This is a genomic window from Campylobacter concisus (assembly GCF_902460575.1).
In the GTDB taxonomy this organism is placed as follows: domain Bacteria; phylum Campylobacterota; class Campylobacteria; order Campylobacterales; family Campylobacteraceae; genus Campylobacter_A; species Campylobacter_A concisus_AW.
The window spans coordinates 282,389-299,487 of sequence record NZ_CABPUY010000002.1 but is presented as its reverse complement, the minus strand read 5'-3'; the positions used below and the strand labels follow the sequence as shown (position 1 = coordinate 299,487).

Annotated in this window: 16 protein-coding genes, 1 other RNA gene and 1 pseudogene; 16 read left to right on the top strand and 2 right to left on the bottom strand. The window is 39.3% G+C overall.

Going from position 1 to position 17,099, the window contains the following annotated elements:
• Positions 1-254 precede the first annotated feature (254 nt).
• From F3G76_RS05455 to F3G76_RS05415, 9 genes are all read left to right on the top strand, one after another.
• Positions 255-1,655 (top strand): aspartate ammonia-lyase, encoded by a 1,401-nt coding sequence (locus F3G76_RS05455; RefSeq protein ID WP_012140135.1) that lies wholly within the window; start codon positions 255-257, stop codon positions 1,653-1,655.
• 91 nt (positions 1,656-1,746) lie between these two features.
• Positions 1,747-3,090 (top strand): anaerobic C4-dicarboxylate transporter, encoded by a 1,344-nt coding sequence (locus F3G76_RS05450; protein WP_004317491.1) that lies wholly within the window; start codon positions 1,747-1,749, stop codon positions 3,088-3,090.
• Positions 3,091-3,381: 291 nt separating this feature from the next.
• On the top strand, positions 3,382-5,655 hold the full coding sequence (phsA, locus tag F3G76_RS05445) for a thiosulfate reductase PhsA (RefSeq protein WP_149706135.1): 2,274 nt from the start codon (positions 3,382-3,384) through the stop codon (positions 5,653-5,655).
• A gap of 9 nt (positions 5,656-5,664) precedes the next feature.
• Positions 5,665-6,231, top strand: a complete 567-nt coding sequence (locus F3G76_RS05440) for a 4Fe-4S dicluster domain-containing protein (protein WP_021086574.1) — start codon at positions 5,665-5,667, stop codon at positions 6,229-6,231.
• Positions 6,224-7,159: an NrfD/PsrC family molybdoenzyme membrane anchor subunit gene (gene nrfD / locus F3G76_RS05435; RefSeq protein WP_149706134.1), complete on the top strand. Its 936-nt coding sequence runs from the start codon at positions 6,224-6,226 to the stop codon at positions 7,157-7,159. Before F3G76_RS05440 ends, nrfD begins: the two co-directional genes overlap by 8 nt.
• Positions 7,160-7,249: 90 nt before the next feature.
• A complete protein-coding gene (locus tag F3G76_RS05430) occupies positions 7,250-7,918 on the top strand; it encodes a response regulator transcription factor (RefSeq protein WP_021087309.1) in 669 nt (222 codons plus the stop codon).
• Positions 7,902-9,008 (top strand): sensor histidine kinase, encoded by a 1,107-nt coding sequence (locus tag F3G76_RS05425; protein ID WP_149706133.1) that lies wholly within the window; start codon positions 7,902-7,904, stop codon positions 9,006-9,008. The genes F3G76_RS05430 and F3G76_RS05425 overlap by 17 nt, the downstream gene beginning before the upstream one ends.
• Positions 9,009-9,057: 49 nt before the next feature.
• Positions 9,058-10,068, top strand: coding sequence for a Holliday junction branch migration DNA helicase RuvB (ruvB, locus tag F3G76_RS05420; protein WP_021090089.1), 1,011 nt, complete (start codon positions 9,058-9,060; stop codon positions 10,066-10,068).
• 23 nt (positions 10,069-10,091) lie between these two features.
• Positions 10,092-11,171 carry a cytochrome C gene (locus tag F3G76_RS05415; RefSeq protein WP_149706132.1) on the top strand — a complete coding sequence of 360 codons (1,080 nt, stop codon included), beginning with the start codon at positions 10,092-10,094 and terminating at the stop codon, positions 11,169-11,171.
• 4 nt (positions 11,172-11,175) lie between these two features.
• Here the strand turns inward: F3G76_RS05415 and F3G76_RS10475 are convergent, their stop codons facing one another.
• Entirely contained in the window at positions 11,176-11,316 is a 141-nt protein-coding gene (locus tag F3G76_RS10475) for a hypothetical protein (RefSeq protein ID WP_188116266.1), read from the bottom strand.
• A gap of 55 nt (positions 11,317-11,371) precedes the next feature.
• On the opposite strand from F3G76_RS10475, the gene F3G76_RS05410 reads away from it, so the two are divergent.
• From F3G76_RS05410 to F3G76_RS05400, 3 genes are read left to right on the top strand one after another with little or no spacing between them, the layout of a single operon-like run.
• Complete coding sequence (locus tag F3G76_RS05410; protein ID WP_149706131.1) at positions 11,372-12,412, top strand: AI-2E family transporter; 1,041 nt, start codon at positions 11,372-11,374, stop codon at positions 12,410-12,412.
• A gap of 14 nt (positions 12,413-12,426) precedes the next feature.
• A complete protein-coding gene (locus tag F3G76_RS05405; RefSeq protein WP_149706130.1) occupies positions 12,427-12,798 on the top strand; it encodes an HIT family protein in 372 nt (123 codons plus the stop codon).
• A complete protein-coding gene (locus F3G76_RS05400; protein WP_149706129.1) occupies positions 12,791-13,678 on the top strand; it encodes a cache domain-containing protein in 888 nt (295 codons plus the stop codon). Before F3G76_RS05405 ends, F3G76_RS05400 begins: the two co-directional genes overlap by 8 nt.
• Before the next feature lie 87 nt (positions 13,679-13,765).
• On the opposite strand, the gene panB is transcribed toward F3G76_RS05400, so the two are convergent.
• Positions 13,766-14,581: a 3-methyl-2-oxobutanoate hydroxymethyltransferase gene (gene panB / locus F3G76_RS05395; RefSeq protein ID WP_149706128.1), complete on the bottom strand. Its 816-nt coding sequence runs from the start codon at positions 14,579-14,581 to the stop codon at positions 13,766-13,768.
• A gap of 85 nt (positions 14,582-14,666) precedes the next feature.
• Here panB and F3G76_RS05390 point away from each other — a divergent pair, with 85 nt between their 5' ends.
• From F3G76_RS05390 to F3G76_RS10915, 4 genes and pseudogenes are all read left to right on the top strand, one after another.
• Positions 14,667-15,071 carry a phosphorelay protein gene (locus F3G76_RS05390; RefSeq protein WP_149706127.1) on the top strand — a complete coding sequence of 135 codons (405 nt, stop codon included), beginning with the start codon at positions 14,667-14,669 and terminating at the stop codon, positions 15,069-15,071.
• Between the two features lie 30 nt (positions 15,072-15,101).
• Positions 15,102-15,460: a transfer-messenger RNA gene (gene ssrA / locus F3G76_RS05385) on the top strand.
• Positions 15,461-15,547: 87 nt separating this feature from the next.
• Positions 15,548-16,687: pseudogene (locus F3G76_RS11110) on the top strand (WG repeat-containing protein); the annotation flags it as partial.
• A 45-nt stretch (positions 16,688-16,732) separates the two neighbouring features.
• Entirely contained in the window at positions 16,733-17,074 is a 342-nt protein-coding gene (locus tag F3G76_RS10915; RefSeq protein WP_188116567.1) for a WG repeat-containing protein, read from the top strand.
• The last annotated feature ends 25 nt before the right edge of the window (positions 17,075-17,099 follow it).

The window sequence follows — 17,099 nt, the reverse complement described above, 5'->3', positions numbered from 1 at the left end:
TAAAGTGTAGGACAAATCTGAGCTATTTTGACCCTTTTTATATAATAAAAAAGTGATATTATTAGTAATATAACAATTTAGACAAGCAAATTCCTAAAAATTAGCTTAAATATGAAATATAATTTTCTTTCAAAGAGCGCCATATCAAGTCAAAAACTTAAAGCTTAAAAAAAATAAGTAGTCATTAATATTTAAAATCTCAAATACCTATATAATTTCACTCGGTAACAATTTTTTACTAAGGAGAAGCTGTTATGGCAACCAGAAGAGAACATGATTTTATTGGCGAGTTGGAAATTTCTGACAATTTTTACTATGGTATCCAAACATTTAGGGCTACTGAGAACTTCCACATGAGCGGTAGAACATTAAAAGAGTATCCATACTTTGTAAAGGCATTTGCACAGATCAAAAAAGCTGCTGCACTTGCAAATAAAGAGGTTGGCGTTTTAGATCCAAAGATAGCTGATGCTTTGGCAAAAGCTGCTGATAGAGTAATAGCTGGTGAGTTTTTAGATCAATTTGTTGTTGATATGGTTCAAGGTGGCGCAGGAACAAGTACAAATATGAACTCAAACGAGGTTATCACAAATATCGCGCTTGAGAGCCTTGGTCATAAAAAAGGCGAGTATCAATACATCCATCCAAACGATCACACAAACCTTGGACAAAGCACAAATGATACTTATCCAAGCTCTATTAAAGTAGCAACTTATGCAAAACTTACTGACTTACTTGCTGCTATGAATTTACTAAAAGATGAGCTTGAGAAAAAAGCAAAAGAATTTAAAGATATCATCAAAATGGGTAGAACAGAGCTTGAGGATGCCGTCCCTACAACACTTGGCAACACTTTTAACGCATTTGCAAGCTACATCAAAAGTGACATCGAAAAGATCACAGCAGCTCGTGAGTCAATGACACATCTAAACATGGGCGCAACTGCGATAGGCACAGGCATCAACTGCCACCCAGAGTATAAAAATGTAGTTGTTAAAAAACTAAAAGAGATCACTGGAGTTGATTTTAAAAAGGCTGATGATTTTATCGCTGCTACACAAGATACTGCAGACTTCGTCCATGTAAGTGGCGCGCTTAAAACTGCAGCTGTTAGACTTTCAAAAATCGCAAACGACTTAAGACTAATGAACTCAGGCCCAAGATGCGGTCTTGGTGAGATAAATTTACCTCAAATGCAACCAGGCAGCTCAATCATGCCAGGTAAGGTAAATCCAGTTATCGCTGAGGTTGTAGGTGAAGCGTGCTATGAGGTTATCGGTAATGACGTAACTATCATGCTTTGCTCTGAAAGAGGCGAATTTGAGCTAAATGCATTTGAGCCAGGCATCGCTTATGCGCTATTTAACTCTATATTTATCCTTGAAAATGCTATGAAAACACTAGCTGAAAAAGCTATCAAAAAACTTACAGCAAACCCTGAAGCTTGCTTAAAATCAGTTCTTGGCTCAGTTGGTATCGTAACAGCATTTAACCCATATATCGGTTACGAAAAATCAGCAAGCATCGCTAAAGAGGCCCTTCAAACAGGTAAAGCAGTTGGCGATATCTGCCTAGAGAGAGGCTATCTAAGCAAAGAAGAGATCGATAAGATTTTAGAGCCTAAAAATATGCTAAATCCGAGCATGGTTAAGTAAAATTTTAAGCAAAGTATTATTAAAAGCGTGCCAAAATTCTGACACGCTTAAGTGGTGATTTTAGTAATAAAATTTAATAAAGGAGTTTTCGATGGATATAATGCTGATCTTACAGATTATAGTCCTATTTGGCGGCATCTATCTTGGTGTCAAACTAGGTGGTATGGGCGTTGGCTACGCAGGTGGTCTTGGCGTTGTGATACTCGCTTTACTTGGTATGAAAGTCGATATGAAAGATATCCCTATGGATGTTATCTTGATCATCGCTTCAGTTATCTCAGCGATCACAGCTTTGCAAGTTGCGGGCGGACTTGATTATTTAGTTCAAGTAGCAACAAAAATTTTACGCAAGAATCCAAAACAGATCAACTTTCTTGCTCCGATAGTTACTTACTTTTTAACTATCCTTGCAGGTACTGGACACACTGCGTTCTCTATGATCCCTGTTATCGTTGAGGTTGCAAAAACTCAAAACATCAAACCTTCAGCTCCACTTGCGCTTTCAGTTGTCTCTTCTCAAGTAGCGATCACTGCAAGCCCGATCTCAGCTGCGTTTGTTGCTATGAGTGGTCTATGCGAGAAGCTGGGTGTTAGCTATCCAGTGTTGCTATTTATTTGTATATCAACTACATTTGTAGCGATGATTATCACTGCGTTTATTATCAATAAATTTTACGACCTTGACCTTTCAAAAGATCCTATCTATCAAGATAGACTTGCAAAAGGTTTGGTTGCAGAGGTTAAGGACGTTGAGTATCACGAGCCAAAACCATACGCAAAAAGATCAGTTGCTATCTTTGCAGTTGGTGTTTTGATCGTTGTTTGCTATGCGCTATATATCTCAAAGAGCTTAGGTCTTGTAGAAAAACCTATCCTTTCAAGAGATGCAGCTATCATTAGCTTCATGCTAACTATCGGCTTTACGATAGCAGTAGCATGCAAAGTTGAGACGGGCAAACTTTTATCAACAAGCACTTTCCAAAGCGGTATGAATGCGTGCATCTGCGTTGTTGGTATCGCATGGCTTGGTACTACATTTGTTAATGGACACCTTGACGCTATCAAAGAGGCTGCAAAAGACTTCGTTACTCAGTATCCATTTATCCTAGCTGTTGCGCTTTATTTCTTAAGCTGCTTGCTATACTCACAAGCTGCTACAACAAAGGTTATGATGCCTGCTGTTGCTGCTGCTCTTGGTATGACTAGCCCTGAAAATTCAGGTCAAATTTGGATCCTTGTAGCTTCATTTGCTGCAGTTTCTGGTCTATTTGTATTGCCAACATATCCTACAACACTAGGTGCGATAGCGATGGACGATACAGGAACTACAAGAGTTGGTAAATTTGTATTTAACCACTCATTCTTCATCCCAGGAACTATAATGGTTGCATTATCAGTTATCCTTGGATTTATAGTAGCTCCAGTTCTTATATAAAACTTAAGCCGAGATCTCTCTCGGCTTTTTTAACACACTTTAAATTTTCAATTTTTATATCAAATTCTTAAATTTCAAATTTAAATTTTCTTTTTTTATAAATCACACAAAAATCGCACTAAAATTTAATCCTCCTTAATTTATCATTTTTAAAATTTGCTCTATTTTGATATTTAATCTCACATATCATAAAAAATTAAAATTAAAAAAAATTATTAAATAAAATTTAATTTTAGTTTCAACTTTAAATAATAAAATAACAAAAGTAAAATTTCTTTTAAAGGGAGAAAGATGAGCTTAAATAGAAGAGAATTTTTAAAATTCAGTGCAGGAGTTAGCGCGGCTGCATCATCTCTATCAGGTGGTGCTTTGCAAGGTGCTGCAAATGGAGGCGAAAAACACGTTCATAGCTTTTGTGAGATGTGCTCTTCAAGGTGTCCTATCGAAGCAAAAGTCGTTGATGGCAAAGTTCGCTTTTTAAGTGGCAATCCAAAAGCTGGCGGCACAGCAACCTCTCTTTGTGCAAGGGGTGGCTCAGGCTTAAGTCAGCTCTATGATGAAAATAGGATCAAAAAGCCATTAATCAGAGCTGGTGAGAGAGGCGAAAATAAATGGCGCGAGGTTAGCTGGGATGAGGCGCTTGACTATGTCGCTTCAAAGATGCTTGACATCAAGCAAAAGTATGGCCCTGAAAGCTTTGTATTTACCTGTAAAAGCTCGCAAACACACAAGCTAATGGTAAATTTTGCCTCAGCTTATGGCTCGCCAAACTGCTTTTCGCACTTTTCATGCTGTCCGATCACCTATCAAATGGTCTGCGAGCAGATGTATGGCATCGCTAAGCTAAAAAGAGACTTTGCAAATGCAAAATACGTTGTAAATTTTGGTCACAACCTCTTTGAGGGCATCGTCATAGCTGATGCTAAAAAGCTTGCTAAATTTGCAGCTAGCAAGGATACAAAGCTACTTGTGCTTGAGCCAAGATTTAGCGTTGTAGCTTCAAAGGCCGATGAGTGGCTACCAGTTAAACCTGGCACAGACCTCGCCTTTGTTCTAGCACTCATCAACACTTGGATACAAAATGGCACTTATGATAAAGAATTTATTGAGAAATTTACAACTGGCTTTGATGAGATCGTAAAGAGTGTCGAGGGCAAAACACCTGAGTGGCAAGAGGCAATCACTGGCATAAAAGCAAGCGATGTTAGACGCATCGCTGATGAAATTTACAAAGCTGCTCCAAGAGTTATTTTTGATTTTGGGCATAAGACAACTACCACAAAAGCTGAATATATGAGGACAAAAGCCATCATGGTAGCAAATGCGATGATGGGTAACTGGGAGGTTAAAGGCGGTCTTTTTGGTGGCAAAAATGCTAAAACCTTTAACAAGCTAGTTGGCGAGAATAAATTTCCAGTTCTTAAAAATCCAGATGAGAAATTTAAAGTACCAAAAGTCACTAGACTAGACTTCGCTGGCGAGACTGGTGGGCATAAATTTGTAAGCAGAAAACATGGCGTTTTGATGGATATAAATGACGCTATCTTAAGCGAGAAACCATACGCCATAAAAGGCTGGTTTAACATCCGATTTAATCACCTAATAAACGTTGCTGAGACGATGAAGAGCATAGAGGCGATGAAGAAGCTTGAGCTAATCGTAGTGAGCGATGTCTATCTAAACGATATGGCGACCTTTGCTGATGTCATCTTGCCTGAGAGTAGCTACCTTGAGCGCGATGAGGGCATAGAGGACAAGTCAGGTCTAAAACCAGCTTATATGATAAGAAATAAGGTCGTCGATCCAGTTGGCGACACGAAGGATGGGGCGTTTATCTTTAGAGAGCTAGCACGCCGCATGAAGATAGATGAGCTTTACACTTGGAACGACATACGTGAGTTTAGGATGCAACAAGCTGGTGGAGATGTAAATTTACTTGCAGCACTAGAAAAAGATGGCTTTATCACGTGGGATGAGCCGGGAATTTTGTTTAGAGAAAAAGGTATGATCGATAAATTTGTCGCTAAATATCCAGTCACTTCTAAATTTGTAGGAGAAAATGGGCTAATGGACGATATGGCCAAACTTAAAACAAAAAGCGGCAAGATAGAGCTATTTTTACCTGACGTTGAGGCGCAGTTTGCAGGATATGGCGCGCTAAATGACAAAGATATGGATACATTTGACGGACACGAGCTTTGCTTAACCTGTGGCAAAACGCCTGTCCATACTAACGGTCACACCCAAACAGTGCCATTTTTAAATGACCTCATGAGCGATAGCCCTATCTGGATCAATCCAAACACCGCTAAAAAGCAAAATTTACGTGACGGCGACATGGTTTTGGTCAAAAATAAATTTGGCGAGCAAAAGGGCAAGCTTATGGTGACTGAGGGCATTAGAGAAGATACGCTCTTTATCTATCATGGCTTTGGACACATCACGCCAGGCCTTAAGAGCATAGATCACGTGGGACTTAACACAAGCGTGCTTCTCGATCCAGCTGAGGGTCCGGTGGCTGCGACTATGGTTACAAATGTTGGCGTTAGCATAAGTAAAGCGTAAGGATAGAAAATGAAAAAATATATGATGATACATGATGAAAATTTATGCATCGGCTGTCAAGGCTGCTCGGTAGCTTGCAGAAGTGCAAACAACGTGCCAAGAAGGGGACTTTACCGCTTGCAGGTGCATGCAAAGATGAGTGGGACATTTCCAAATTTAAAGACCGACTTTTTACGTCAAAGCTGCGTTATGTGCGAAGATGCACCTTGTGTTGAGGTTTGCCCAACTGGTGCTAGCTTTAAAACGGCTGATGGCGTGACGCTGCTTGATCATAGAATTTGCGTTAGTTGCAAGTACTGCATCCTAGCCTGTCCATACGACGCTCGCTATGTCTTACCAGATGGCGAGATAGGCAAATGCACATTTTGCTATGAGAGCAGGCTAGAAGAGGGCAAAGACCCAGCTTGTGTTAGCGTCTGCCCTACAAATGCCCTAACTTTTGGCGACGTAAATGATGAAAACTCTAAAATTTCAAAGAAACTAAAAGAGAGCAAATATTACTTGCCAAAAGCGGAGTTAAACACAAAACCTTCACTTGCGATGATCGCAAATACAAAAGGAGCACACCATGAATAACATGTCAGGAAGCTTAGCTCAATACACAGAAATTTACTGGGGCTGGCCGATAGCTTTTTATCTATTTTTAGCAGGACTTAGTGCAGGTGCTAGCATCGTTGCTGTGCTTATCTCAAATAAATTTGGCAAGGATAACTACTACTTTAAAGCAGCTGCTCTTATCGCTCCAGTGGCGATCATCCTTGGACTTGCCCTTTTGGTGATTGATCTTGGCAAGCCGCTTAGCTTTTACTGGATACTTTTGCTTTATAACTTCGACTCAGTTATGTCAATAGGCGTTGCATTGCTTTTAATTTATACGCCTCTTAGCGTTATATACGCGCTTGGTGCGTTTAAAAATGAGATCGCGTCGCTTAAAATTTCTCTTTTTGACGCGCTTGCAAATTTAGCTAGCAAGCTTTCAGGTTTGCTTGGAGTTTTGCTTTTCATCTTAGGCATCGGCGTTGGCGCATATACAGGCTTTTTGCTAAGTGCAGCTCATAAGATAGCACTTTGGAACACACCGGTTTTGCCAGTATTATTCTTAATCTCTGGCTTAAGCTGTGCTGGTGCATTTACGTTATTAATTGGCGTGCTAAAAGATGAAAAAAGAGAGCAAAATCAAACTGCACACTTTTTATTAAAATTTGACTTTTTTGCGATAATAGTTGAGTTTTTGTTAATAGTTGCTCTTTTCATGGTTGTAAAAGGTGCAAGTGCAAGTGGTGCGCAGAGCGTAGCAAACGCACTTAGTGCAAATTCTCTTGGGCTGATGTTTTATATCGGCGTCATAGGTCTTGGTATGGCTGTGCCTATCATTTTAGACTTAAGCGTTTTAAAGGTGCATGATTTCAAACGCGAATTTGCCGTGCTAAACGCTATTTTAGTCATTTGTGGTGTCTTTTTGCTAAGATATTACATAGTTTATGCAGGACAAATTTTTATTTAATACTTAAAAAAGAATTTTAATTTGAAATTTACCTATTAAGTATTACAATAGATAAAAATCTTATTAAAGTTTGTTTTTTAGGAGAGCATTTTGAAGATTTTGCTTTTAGAAGATGATTTGGGGTTTCAAGAGAGCGTCTGTGAGTTTTTGCAGACGCTTGGTTATGAAGTTACAGCGGTGAGCGACGGTCAAGAGGCTTGCGACTTGATAGAGAAAAATTTCTATCACCTTTTTATACTTGACATAAAAGTGCCTGGAGTAAATGGTCACGAGGTCATCAAATATATAAGAAGTCTAAATCCAAACGCTCCTATCATGATAACGACATCTTTAGTTGATATAGATGATATGGCGATTGGCTACGAGCTTGGCTGTAATGAGTATCTAAAAAAGCCATTTGAGCTTGCTGAGCTTAAATTTAGAGTTGCTGAGCTTATGCGAAAATACTATGGCACTGACGATAAAAACATAGTTAAGATAAATGACGAGTTTAGCTTTAACCTAAACAAGCGTGTGCTATATAAAAACGACAAAGCTGTTGATCTTAGTGCAAAAGAGGTCGCTTTGGTCGAGTGCCTGGTCTCACACCTAAATTCTTACGTCAGTATGGAGGAGCTTAGAGATCTTGTCTGGAATGACAAAGATATCGAGGGCGCTGATATAAGAATGCACGTTTTAAAGATAAGAAACAAGACAACAAACGACTTTATCATCTCAAAGAGGCGCATAGGCTACAAGATAGATGCACAAGAGCTTTAAGATTCAGATCATAGCGACATTTGTCATAATGTCGCTTTTTTGCTTTCAAAGCTTTGTGATCTTAAATTTAAGCCAGAAAAATAGCAGCTCAAAAGCCCTTTTTGGTGCTATGAAGCATGAAACCATCATCAAAAATTCATTTCTTAAAAACGAAAATATAGCTAGCTCATTAAAATATAAATTTGCGATTTACGACGTAAATTTTAAACCAGTCATCTCAACCCTTACCAAAGAGCCAAGCAGCTTTAAATTTGTAACTCTAGAAGAGGGCGGGTACCTTTTTTACAAGAGCTTTTTTATAAAAGATAAGACCCCTTATTACATAGTCGTTGAAAAGGAGCTTGATAATAAAAAGAACATCTTTTTAACAGCTATCATGCTACTTGTCATCCTTGTGGCGGTGCTATTTATCGTATATTTTTTATATCTAAGCAGTGTTAAACCTTACAAAGAGTTTCAAAAGTATATGAATAACTTCTTTAACGACGCCATGCACGAGCTAAAGACACCTCTTGGCGTGGCTGGTATGAACCTTGAGATGCTGGGGCTTGAAAACAAGTATATAACCCGCATCAAAAACGCCCTAAAACAGATGCAGATAACATACGAAGATGTCGAGTTTTTTATAAAGCGAGGCTACATCAAATTTCCACTTGAGAGGCTAAATTTAAGCGAATACGTTAAAGAGCGAGTGAAATTTCTCTCAAGTGTGGCTGATGTCAAGCACATCGTGGTAAAGACAAATTTAGCAAGCGAGGCATTTACTATGCTAAGCAAGGTCGAAGCTCAGCGTATCATCGATAACACCATCACAAATGCCATAAAATACAGCCCAAAAGAGAGCGAGATAATAGTAAATTTAGAGCTTGAAGCAGAGCGCATCAATCTTAGCGTGCAGGACTTTGGCAAGGGGATAAAGGACGTAAAAAGGGTCTGGAAAAGATACGTGAGAGAGGATGAAATTCAAGGCGGCTTTGGCCTTGGGCTAAATATCGTCAGCGAAATTTGCCAAAAGCATGACATTTTATATGGCGTCGATAGCGTTTATAATGAAGGCAGCACCTTTTACTATAAATTTAAACGAGCTTAGATTAAGCATAAAAGCGTAAAATGAAGCCTTAAATTTAGAAGGAAAAACTTTGGATAGAATCGTTGAAATCGAAAAAGTAAGCTTTGAAAATGACTTTGAAGTCTCACTTAGACCAACAAAATTTGAAGACTACATCGGACAAGAAAAGATAAAACAAAATTTAGACGTCTTTATAAAAGCGGCCAAAAAGCGAAACGAGTGCCTAGATCACGTGCTATTTTACGGCCCTCCAGGACTTGGTAAAACCACCCTTGCTCACATCATCGCAAACGAAATGGGCGTAAGTATCAAAATGACAGCAGCGCCGATGATAGAAAAGAGTGGCGACCTAGCAGCGATCCTTACAAATTTACAAGAGGGCGACGTGCTTTTTATCGACGAGATCCACCGCCTAAGCCCAGCTATCGAAGAGGTACTTTACCCTGCGATGGAGGACTTTAGGCTAGATATCATCATAGGCTCAGGGCCTGCAGCACAGACTATCAAGATAGACTTGCCAAAATTTACGCTGATTGGCGCGACCACTCGTGCTGGTATGATCTCAGCGCCTTTAAGAGACCGCTTTGGGATGGATTTTAGGCTGCAGTTTTACACAAGTAGCGAGCTAAGCCGTATCGTGCAGATCGCCTCAGCCAAACTTGGCAAAGAGTGCGATAAAAATGCCTCTTTAGAGATCGCCAAACGCTCACGTGCCACGCCTAGGATCGCTCTTAGATTATTAAAGCGAATTCGCGACTTTGCTGAGGTAAATGACGAGCAAATCATCAGCCACGAGCGCGCAAAAGAGGGACTTAACGCGCTTGGTGTAAATTCGCTTGGATTTGACGAGATGGATATTAGGTATTTAGAAATTTTGATGCAAGCAAGGCGCCGTCCTATGGGGCTTAGCACGATCGCTGCGGCACTTAGTGAGGACGAGGGCACGGTTGAGGATGTCATCGAGCCATATCTGCTTGCAAATGGCTTTATCGAGCGCACCGCAAAGGGCAGGATCGCAAGTGCGAAGTGTTTTGAGACCTTTAACGTCAAGATCGACATCGAAAAAGGTCTTTTTGAGTAGCGAAATTTAAATTTGGAGCAAAAATGGGCGAGCCACATCTTTGTCCTAAGTGCAAGCAAAGGACGATTTACTTTGACGGGATCTGCTACTGGTGCAGGCAAAAAGAGAAGCTGGAGTTTTATAAGAGCTTAAGCGAGGATGAGATCAAAAATAGGCAGAAAAATATTCTTGCGCACATTGACGAGCTAGATAAATTTGATGAAATTTACAGCGATCTCACATATATTTTCTATGTGCATGGTATTTGCGACGAGCAGATCATCGAAGAGCTTACAAAAAACGGCGAGTACTACCCACCTGAAATTTACAAAAAGGCTTCATCGAATATCCGAGATGAGCTTATAAAGAGGCTTTCAAGCGAAGAAAATATAGTCAAGCTAAATCACATCCTATCAGCACTTGCATGGCAGGGCGATGAGGTGGTGAGAGAGCTATTTTTTAGGCTTTATGGTGCGTCAAAGCCTTGGAAGACGAAGCTTTATGCAGACACTGATGGATACTCGCAGACTGCTGGCTGGAGCTTTGATAGCAGTGGCAAGAGAAGAAGCCTAGTTTTTGATAAGTGTTTTAGATGTGAGCCAAGTCAAAGCGCAGAGGCAAGCGTTAAATTTAAAGCAGCAAATGATGAAAAGTGTAAATTTTGCAGTGGCGAGATGATAGAACTCACCATCAAAAAAGAGAGCCTAAAGCGACTTGGGCTAGAACTTAAAAACGACGCTGTGCTTAAATTTTGCCCGACATGCGTGGGCTTGGTGCAGTACTTTTGCCAAAATGATGGCAAAAGCGTGCAAACAGAGACAGTGGGCGAGGGCGAGAGCGAAGACTATGTAAGAGAGGCTGTGGCGGTGCTTGATGGGCAAAATTTCGAGCTAGCCAGCGAGGTTTGCGCTCACTACTCATATATGATAGATAGTGAAATTTTGCTTGGCGGATATCCGCAGTGGCAGCAAGACAGCGAGTATCTAGCCTGCTCAAAATGCGGTAAAACGATGAGATATCTAGCGCAAATTCCTTTTGGTGGCTTGATAGACGGCGAGGGCACGATCTATATGCAAATTTGTGATGAGTGCGAGGTCGTCGGAGCAAATTTTCAGTGCACGTAAAAGGCTAAATTTTTAGGAGCTTTTGAGCAAGAAAATTTACGTAAGGCATAAATTTATCTAAATTTATCAAGCGGTGGCAGGCTAAAAATGCCAAAAGCCTACTCTTTGCAAATTTGGCGCCAAAGCGTTTTAGTAAATTTATCAAGCAAATGAGTAGCTTTGATAAATCTGCTATAATTACCCCATTTTAAGGGAGCGAGATGAATAACAGGCTGTTTTTTGGAATTTTTGCGTTTTGTGCTTTGGCTTTGGTGGTCTATCTTTTTAAACCATTTTTACTTGACATTTTTATCGCAGCGCTGCTTGCTGTGGCTGTTGCGAACGTGCAGATCGCATTTTTAGCGCTTACTAAAAACCGCAAAACGCTCTCGTCAGGACTTACGACATTTGCGCTTCTTTGCTTATTTATCGCGCCGCTTCTTTACGCCGTCATCGAGATCGCGAAATACGCAGCTGGCTTTGATATAAACAACGTCACAAAGACGATCGAATTTATCAAAAACTACGACTTTAGCCTGCCAGAGTCGATAAATTTCTTAGAGCCAAAGATCAAGGAATTTATAGGCGGGCTTGATATCAAGATGCTATTTTCGCAAGTCGCTGCTAATCTTGCAAATTTAGGCAAACTAAGCCTTAAATTTGGCGTTGATATGATCATCATCCTAGTCTTTTTCTTCTTTTGCAACCTTTATGGCAACGAGCTTATAAGCTACCTAAAAGAGGCGCTTCCGCTTAAAAAAGAGGACACTGAGTCGATACTAAGTGAGGTTGGCAACGTGATGGGCGTCGTTTTTTACTCAACCATCGCAAATATGATCATCCAGGGCTTTTTATTTGCCATTGTCACCAGTTTTTACGGCTATGACGGCGTGCTAACTGGCATATTTTTTAGCTTCGCTTCACTCATCCCAGTCGTTGGCGGATTTTTGGCGTGGGCGCCTATTAGTATTTATGAGTTTGCAAATGGCAACACATCAGCCGCTATCACGATCGCACTTTATACCATCATCGTGATCTCATTTGGCGCTGATACGCTGCTAAAGCCGCTTGTCATTAAATTTATAAACTCAAAATTAGTCAAGATACCAACAAAGATAAACGAGCTACTCATCTTTTTTGCGATGATCGCTGGCATCACTACGTTTGGCTTCTGGGGCATGATCCTCGGACCTGCGATCGTGACATTTTTTATCTCAACGATCAAGCTTTACACTCTTTTGCGAGAGAGAAATTTCGTATAAAATAGGGGCAAAATATGATATATGAAGATAAATTTATAAGAGTTGAGCGCGAAGAGAACGAGCTTCCGTGGGTGAAAATTTTTACAGCTAAGCCCTACCGCGAGCTAAGTGACTGCGACGAGGCTAGTAGAGCTAGGCTTTTTGAAGCGATGCTAGTGGCTGAAAAGGCTATGCTTGAGTTTTATAAACCAACTAAGATAAACATCGCAAGCTTTGGAAACTACGTGCCACACGTGCATATTCACGTTATTGCGAGATTTGAAAAGGATGCATTTTTCCCAGATAGCGTTTGGGCTAACCCCAAAAGAAAAAGCGAGCTTGAGCTGCCGAAATTTGACGAATTTGCTAAATTTTTAGAAAAAAAACTAAGGCTTAGTTTTGAGTAAATACAAAAAATATTTTAATATCTATATCGTTTTAGTCGTTTTTGCGGTGCTTGGTAGCCTTTTTTATTTTCTTTATAGCTCATACATGGCTGAAAAAAAGCAAAACAATATGCGTGTCTTTTTTGACTACCATGTAAAGCAGCTAAACAAAAGCATCGATGATGAGAAATTTTCATCAATGGCGATCTCGATCCTGCTTGCCCAAAATGAGTCTATACAGATGTGCTTGCTAGGTCAAAACCGCGATGAGTGCGTAAAAAACATCGAAAATTTGACAAAAACTCTTGGTGCAGCGTCGATGTATAACAACATCAAGCTTCATCTTTACGACAAAGATCTAAAAAGCTACGTAAGAAGCTGGGATCTAAACAGATATGGCGATATGATCGCTAGCGGTAGGTTTTTAGTCCAAGAGTCAAGGCGTCAAGATAGGCCCATGGTTGGCATCGAGGCGTGGTATGCTGGAGTGCATATAAGGGCTGTTTCAAATGTGATGCATGAGGGCAAAAACATCGGTAGCATCGAGGTTTTACTAAACTACGACTCGCTTGGAAATTTCTATAAAACGCAAGGCATCGACCTCTTTGTGCTCCTATCAAAAGATAAGATGCCAGCACATAAAAGCGCGCCAAGTGATCAAATTTTAAGTGATTATTACATCGAAAATTTAAGCAGTGCAAATTTAAATATAGTTGGAATTTTGCGCGATATCGACCTTAAAAAGTATGAATTTTACGTATATAAGACGCACTATTTTTGCGTTGTGCCGCTATTTGATGCTAGCAACACGCAGATAGGCTACTACGTCCTTCACGTAAATACCGACGAAAAAGAGCGAAACATCTCGCAAAACTATCTTGAATCAGAAGAGCTTTTTTAAAATAAAAAAGTATGCTCTAGCGCTTTAGTGTTGCTATAGCTTTTTACAGAGTTTTTATGGGCTACTTTATAAATTTGTGGTATAAATTTAACCCTTATATGAAAACTCTTCGCTTGGGAAAATTTTGTTTTTTACTTCGTTAGCGTAGCTTTGCACGCCTTTTCGCACAAGAGTGGCTCCGTCAAGATAGCGCTTGACAAATTTTGGCTTAAAGTCCTCGAAAAATCCCAGCATATCAGACCAGACAAGCACCTGACCATCGACATCTGCTCCAGAGCCTATGCCGATAACTGGCACACGAACCTGTCTTGTTATCTCGCTTGCTACGTTGCTAAGCGTGCCCTCAAGCAGTATGCTAAACGAACCAGCTTGCTCAAACGCCAAAGCCTCATCAACCAGCCTTTTTGCCTCAAGCTCGCTTCTGCCTTTTATCTTGTATCCGCCCTCAAATTTAAAAAACTGCGGCTTTAGTCCGATGTGGGCCATCACGTTTATGCCCTCTTCGCAGAGACGTTTTACTAAATTTACCTGATGCATGCCAACTTCAAGCTTCACCGCATCGGCATTTGTCTGCTTGAAAAATTTCATCGCATTTTTGATCGCTTGTTTTTCGTTTGTGTAGCTGCCAAATGGCATATCAGCTAGGATAAAACTCTTTTTAGCCCCAGTGCAAACGGCCTTTGTGTGATAAAGCATGGTGCTCATATCAGCACTTAGCGTGCTCTCTTTCATATTAAAACTCATATTTAAGCTATCGCCAACAAGGATCACATCAGCATAATCATCAAAAATCTTCGCAAAAAGCGCATCGTAGGCAGTTATCATCACGATAGGCTCGACGCCTTTTTTGTTTTTTATATCATTTATAGTTAATTTTTTCTTTGCGATTTTTTCATCTCTCATGGCTAAGTCCGGTAAAATTTGTGATAATGCTAACAATTTTATCAAAATTTTGCTACAATTACGCCAATTTCTTAAGGACATGAAAATGGGTATATTAAAAAGGCTTGAAGTCGATTATTCTTATGATATAGTTGAGGAGTTTCTCTCTCACTACACTTTGATGTGCGATTTACTAGAGCCTTTGATAATAAATTTAGGAAGAGCTGATAAGTATAAGGAGAGCATTTTAGAGCTTTCTAGGATCTTTCACAATATCAAATCAGCAGCAGGTTTTATGCATCTTGACCCGATCTTAAAGCTGACAATCTTGGCTGAAGAGGTCACTCAAGAGGCTAGAAGCTTAAAAGGTCCAGCAAATGATAAATTTATAGATTGGTTGCTGCTTATTAGCGATCAGTTTCATAAATACAAAGGCGACGTCGAGAAAGACCTAGAGTATTTTAGCGTCCTTGAGCCAAAGATCATTGACGTACCTGCAAAGCTTGACTAAACAATCCAACTAAACCATTTCATTTTTTATGGGAGCGACTTGGCTTCGACAGGAGCAGAGTGTGTACGGTGGCACGTCGCTTTGAGCAAAGCGTAAAAAGCTCAAATTAAATTTAAACGCAAACAACGTTAATTTCGCTCCTGCTTACGCTAAAGCTGCGTAAGTTCAGTTGAGCCTCGCTTTGTCTCATTCTAGCTAGGATGTAAGCGAGTAATTTAGCTAGAGTAGGCCAGCAAAGTGACTGCTTGCTAGCTGAAATTTTAGTCTTAGTCTAAATTTTGGTTTTGGAAAGTGAGCCTTTTTAGATGAAATTTTCACTTTTGCTAAGCGTGTAGAGGCTGTATGGATTTTGTTTTTGGACAGGGGTTCGATCCCCCTCGCTTCCACCATCTACTTTAAATTTCTCTTAAATTTACTTACTTTTTAAAATAATATAAACTAAAATAACACAACTCATATAAACAAAGGAGAGGGATATATTTTGGGAATTTGATGATGTTGGTAAATTTAACGAAGGCTTTGCTGCTGTTCAAAAAGATGGCAAATGGGGATATATAAACACCAAAGGTGAGCAGATCGTAGAGTGTAAATTTGATGATGCTACGTATTTTAAAGAAGGTTTTGCTGCTGTTCAAAAAGATGGCAAGTATGGATATATAAACACCAAAGGCGAACAGATCATAGAGTATAAATTTGATTATGCTGACAATTTTAACGAAGGCTTTGCTAGAGTTAAAAAAGACGGCAAATGGGGTTATATAAACACCAAAGGTGAGCAGATCGTAGAGTGTAAATTTAATGATGCTGGTGATTTTAAGGAAGGCTTTGCTAGAGTTCAAAAATACTACAGCGGATGGGGTTATATAAACACCAAAGGTGAGCAGATCGTAGAGTGTAAATTTGATAGTGCTAGTGATTTTAACGAAGGCTTTGCTAGAGTTAAAAAAGATGCAGAGAGCTATACTATCAATACTAGCGGGAATTTTATAGTAGTTGATGAAGGGAAAAACAAAATAGAAATTTCAAAAGAATTTGATGGCGCATGCGACTTTAAAGAGGGCTTTGCTAGAGTTAAAAAAGACGGCAAATGGGGATACATAAACACAAAAGGTGAGCAAGCCATAGAGTGTAAATTTGATGATGCTGGTGATTTTAACGAAGGCTTTGCTAGCGTTAAAAAAGACGGCAAATGGGGATACATAAACACAAAAGGTGAGCAAGCCATAGAGTGTAAATTTGATAGTGCTAGTGATTTTAACGAAGGCTTTGCTAGAGTTCAAAAAGACTACAAGTATGGATACATAAACACAAAAGGTGAGCAGATCGTAGAGTGTAAATTTGATTTTGCTTACAATTTCAACGAAGGTTTTGCTAGAGTTGAGAAAGATGATCGGAGTTATGATATTAATACAAATGGAAATTTTATAATAGTTGATGAATGGGGAAACAAAATAGAAATTTCAAAAGAATTTGATTATGTTAGTGGTTTTAAAGAAGGCTTAGCAGGAGTTAAAAAAGATGACAAATGGGGATACATAAACACAAAAGGTGAACAGATCGTAGAGTGTAAATTTGATAAAATTTGGTATTTTAAAGATGGTTTTGCTAGAGTTGAGAAAAATGGTAAGAGCTATAAAATTAATACCAGTGGAAATTTTATAGTGCTTGATGAATATAAAAATGAATTAGAAATTTCAAAAGAATTTGATGAAGTTAACGACTTTAGTGGTGGTTGGGCTAGAGTTAAAAAAGATGGAAAATATTATAAAGTCAATACTAGCGGAAATATTATATTTTATTATGATGAAAATGAAAATTTGATAGAAGTGCTAGATAAGGTGATAGATAGATCAAACAACACTTTCTTTTTATCACGACTAGGTGATAAATTTGGACTTTTGGATGAAAACTTTAATGTCGTTGTCAAAAATAGCATTTATGGTAAATTTGAGGTGCTTCAAAGGATAAATGAAACTACTTTTTTGATAAAAATAGCAGAGTGAGAACTCTTTGTGGATAGCGAGGGGA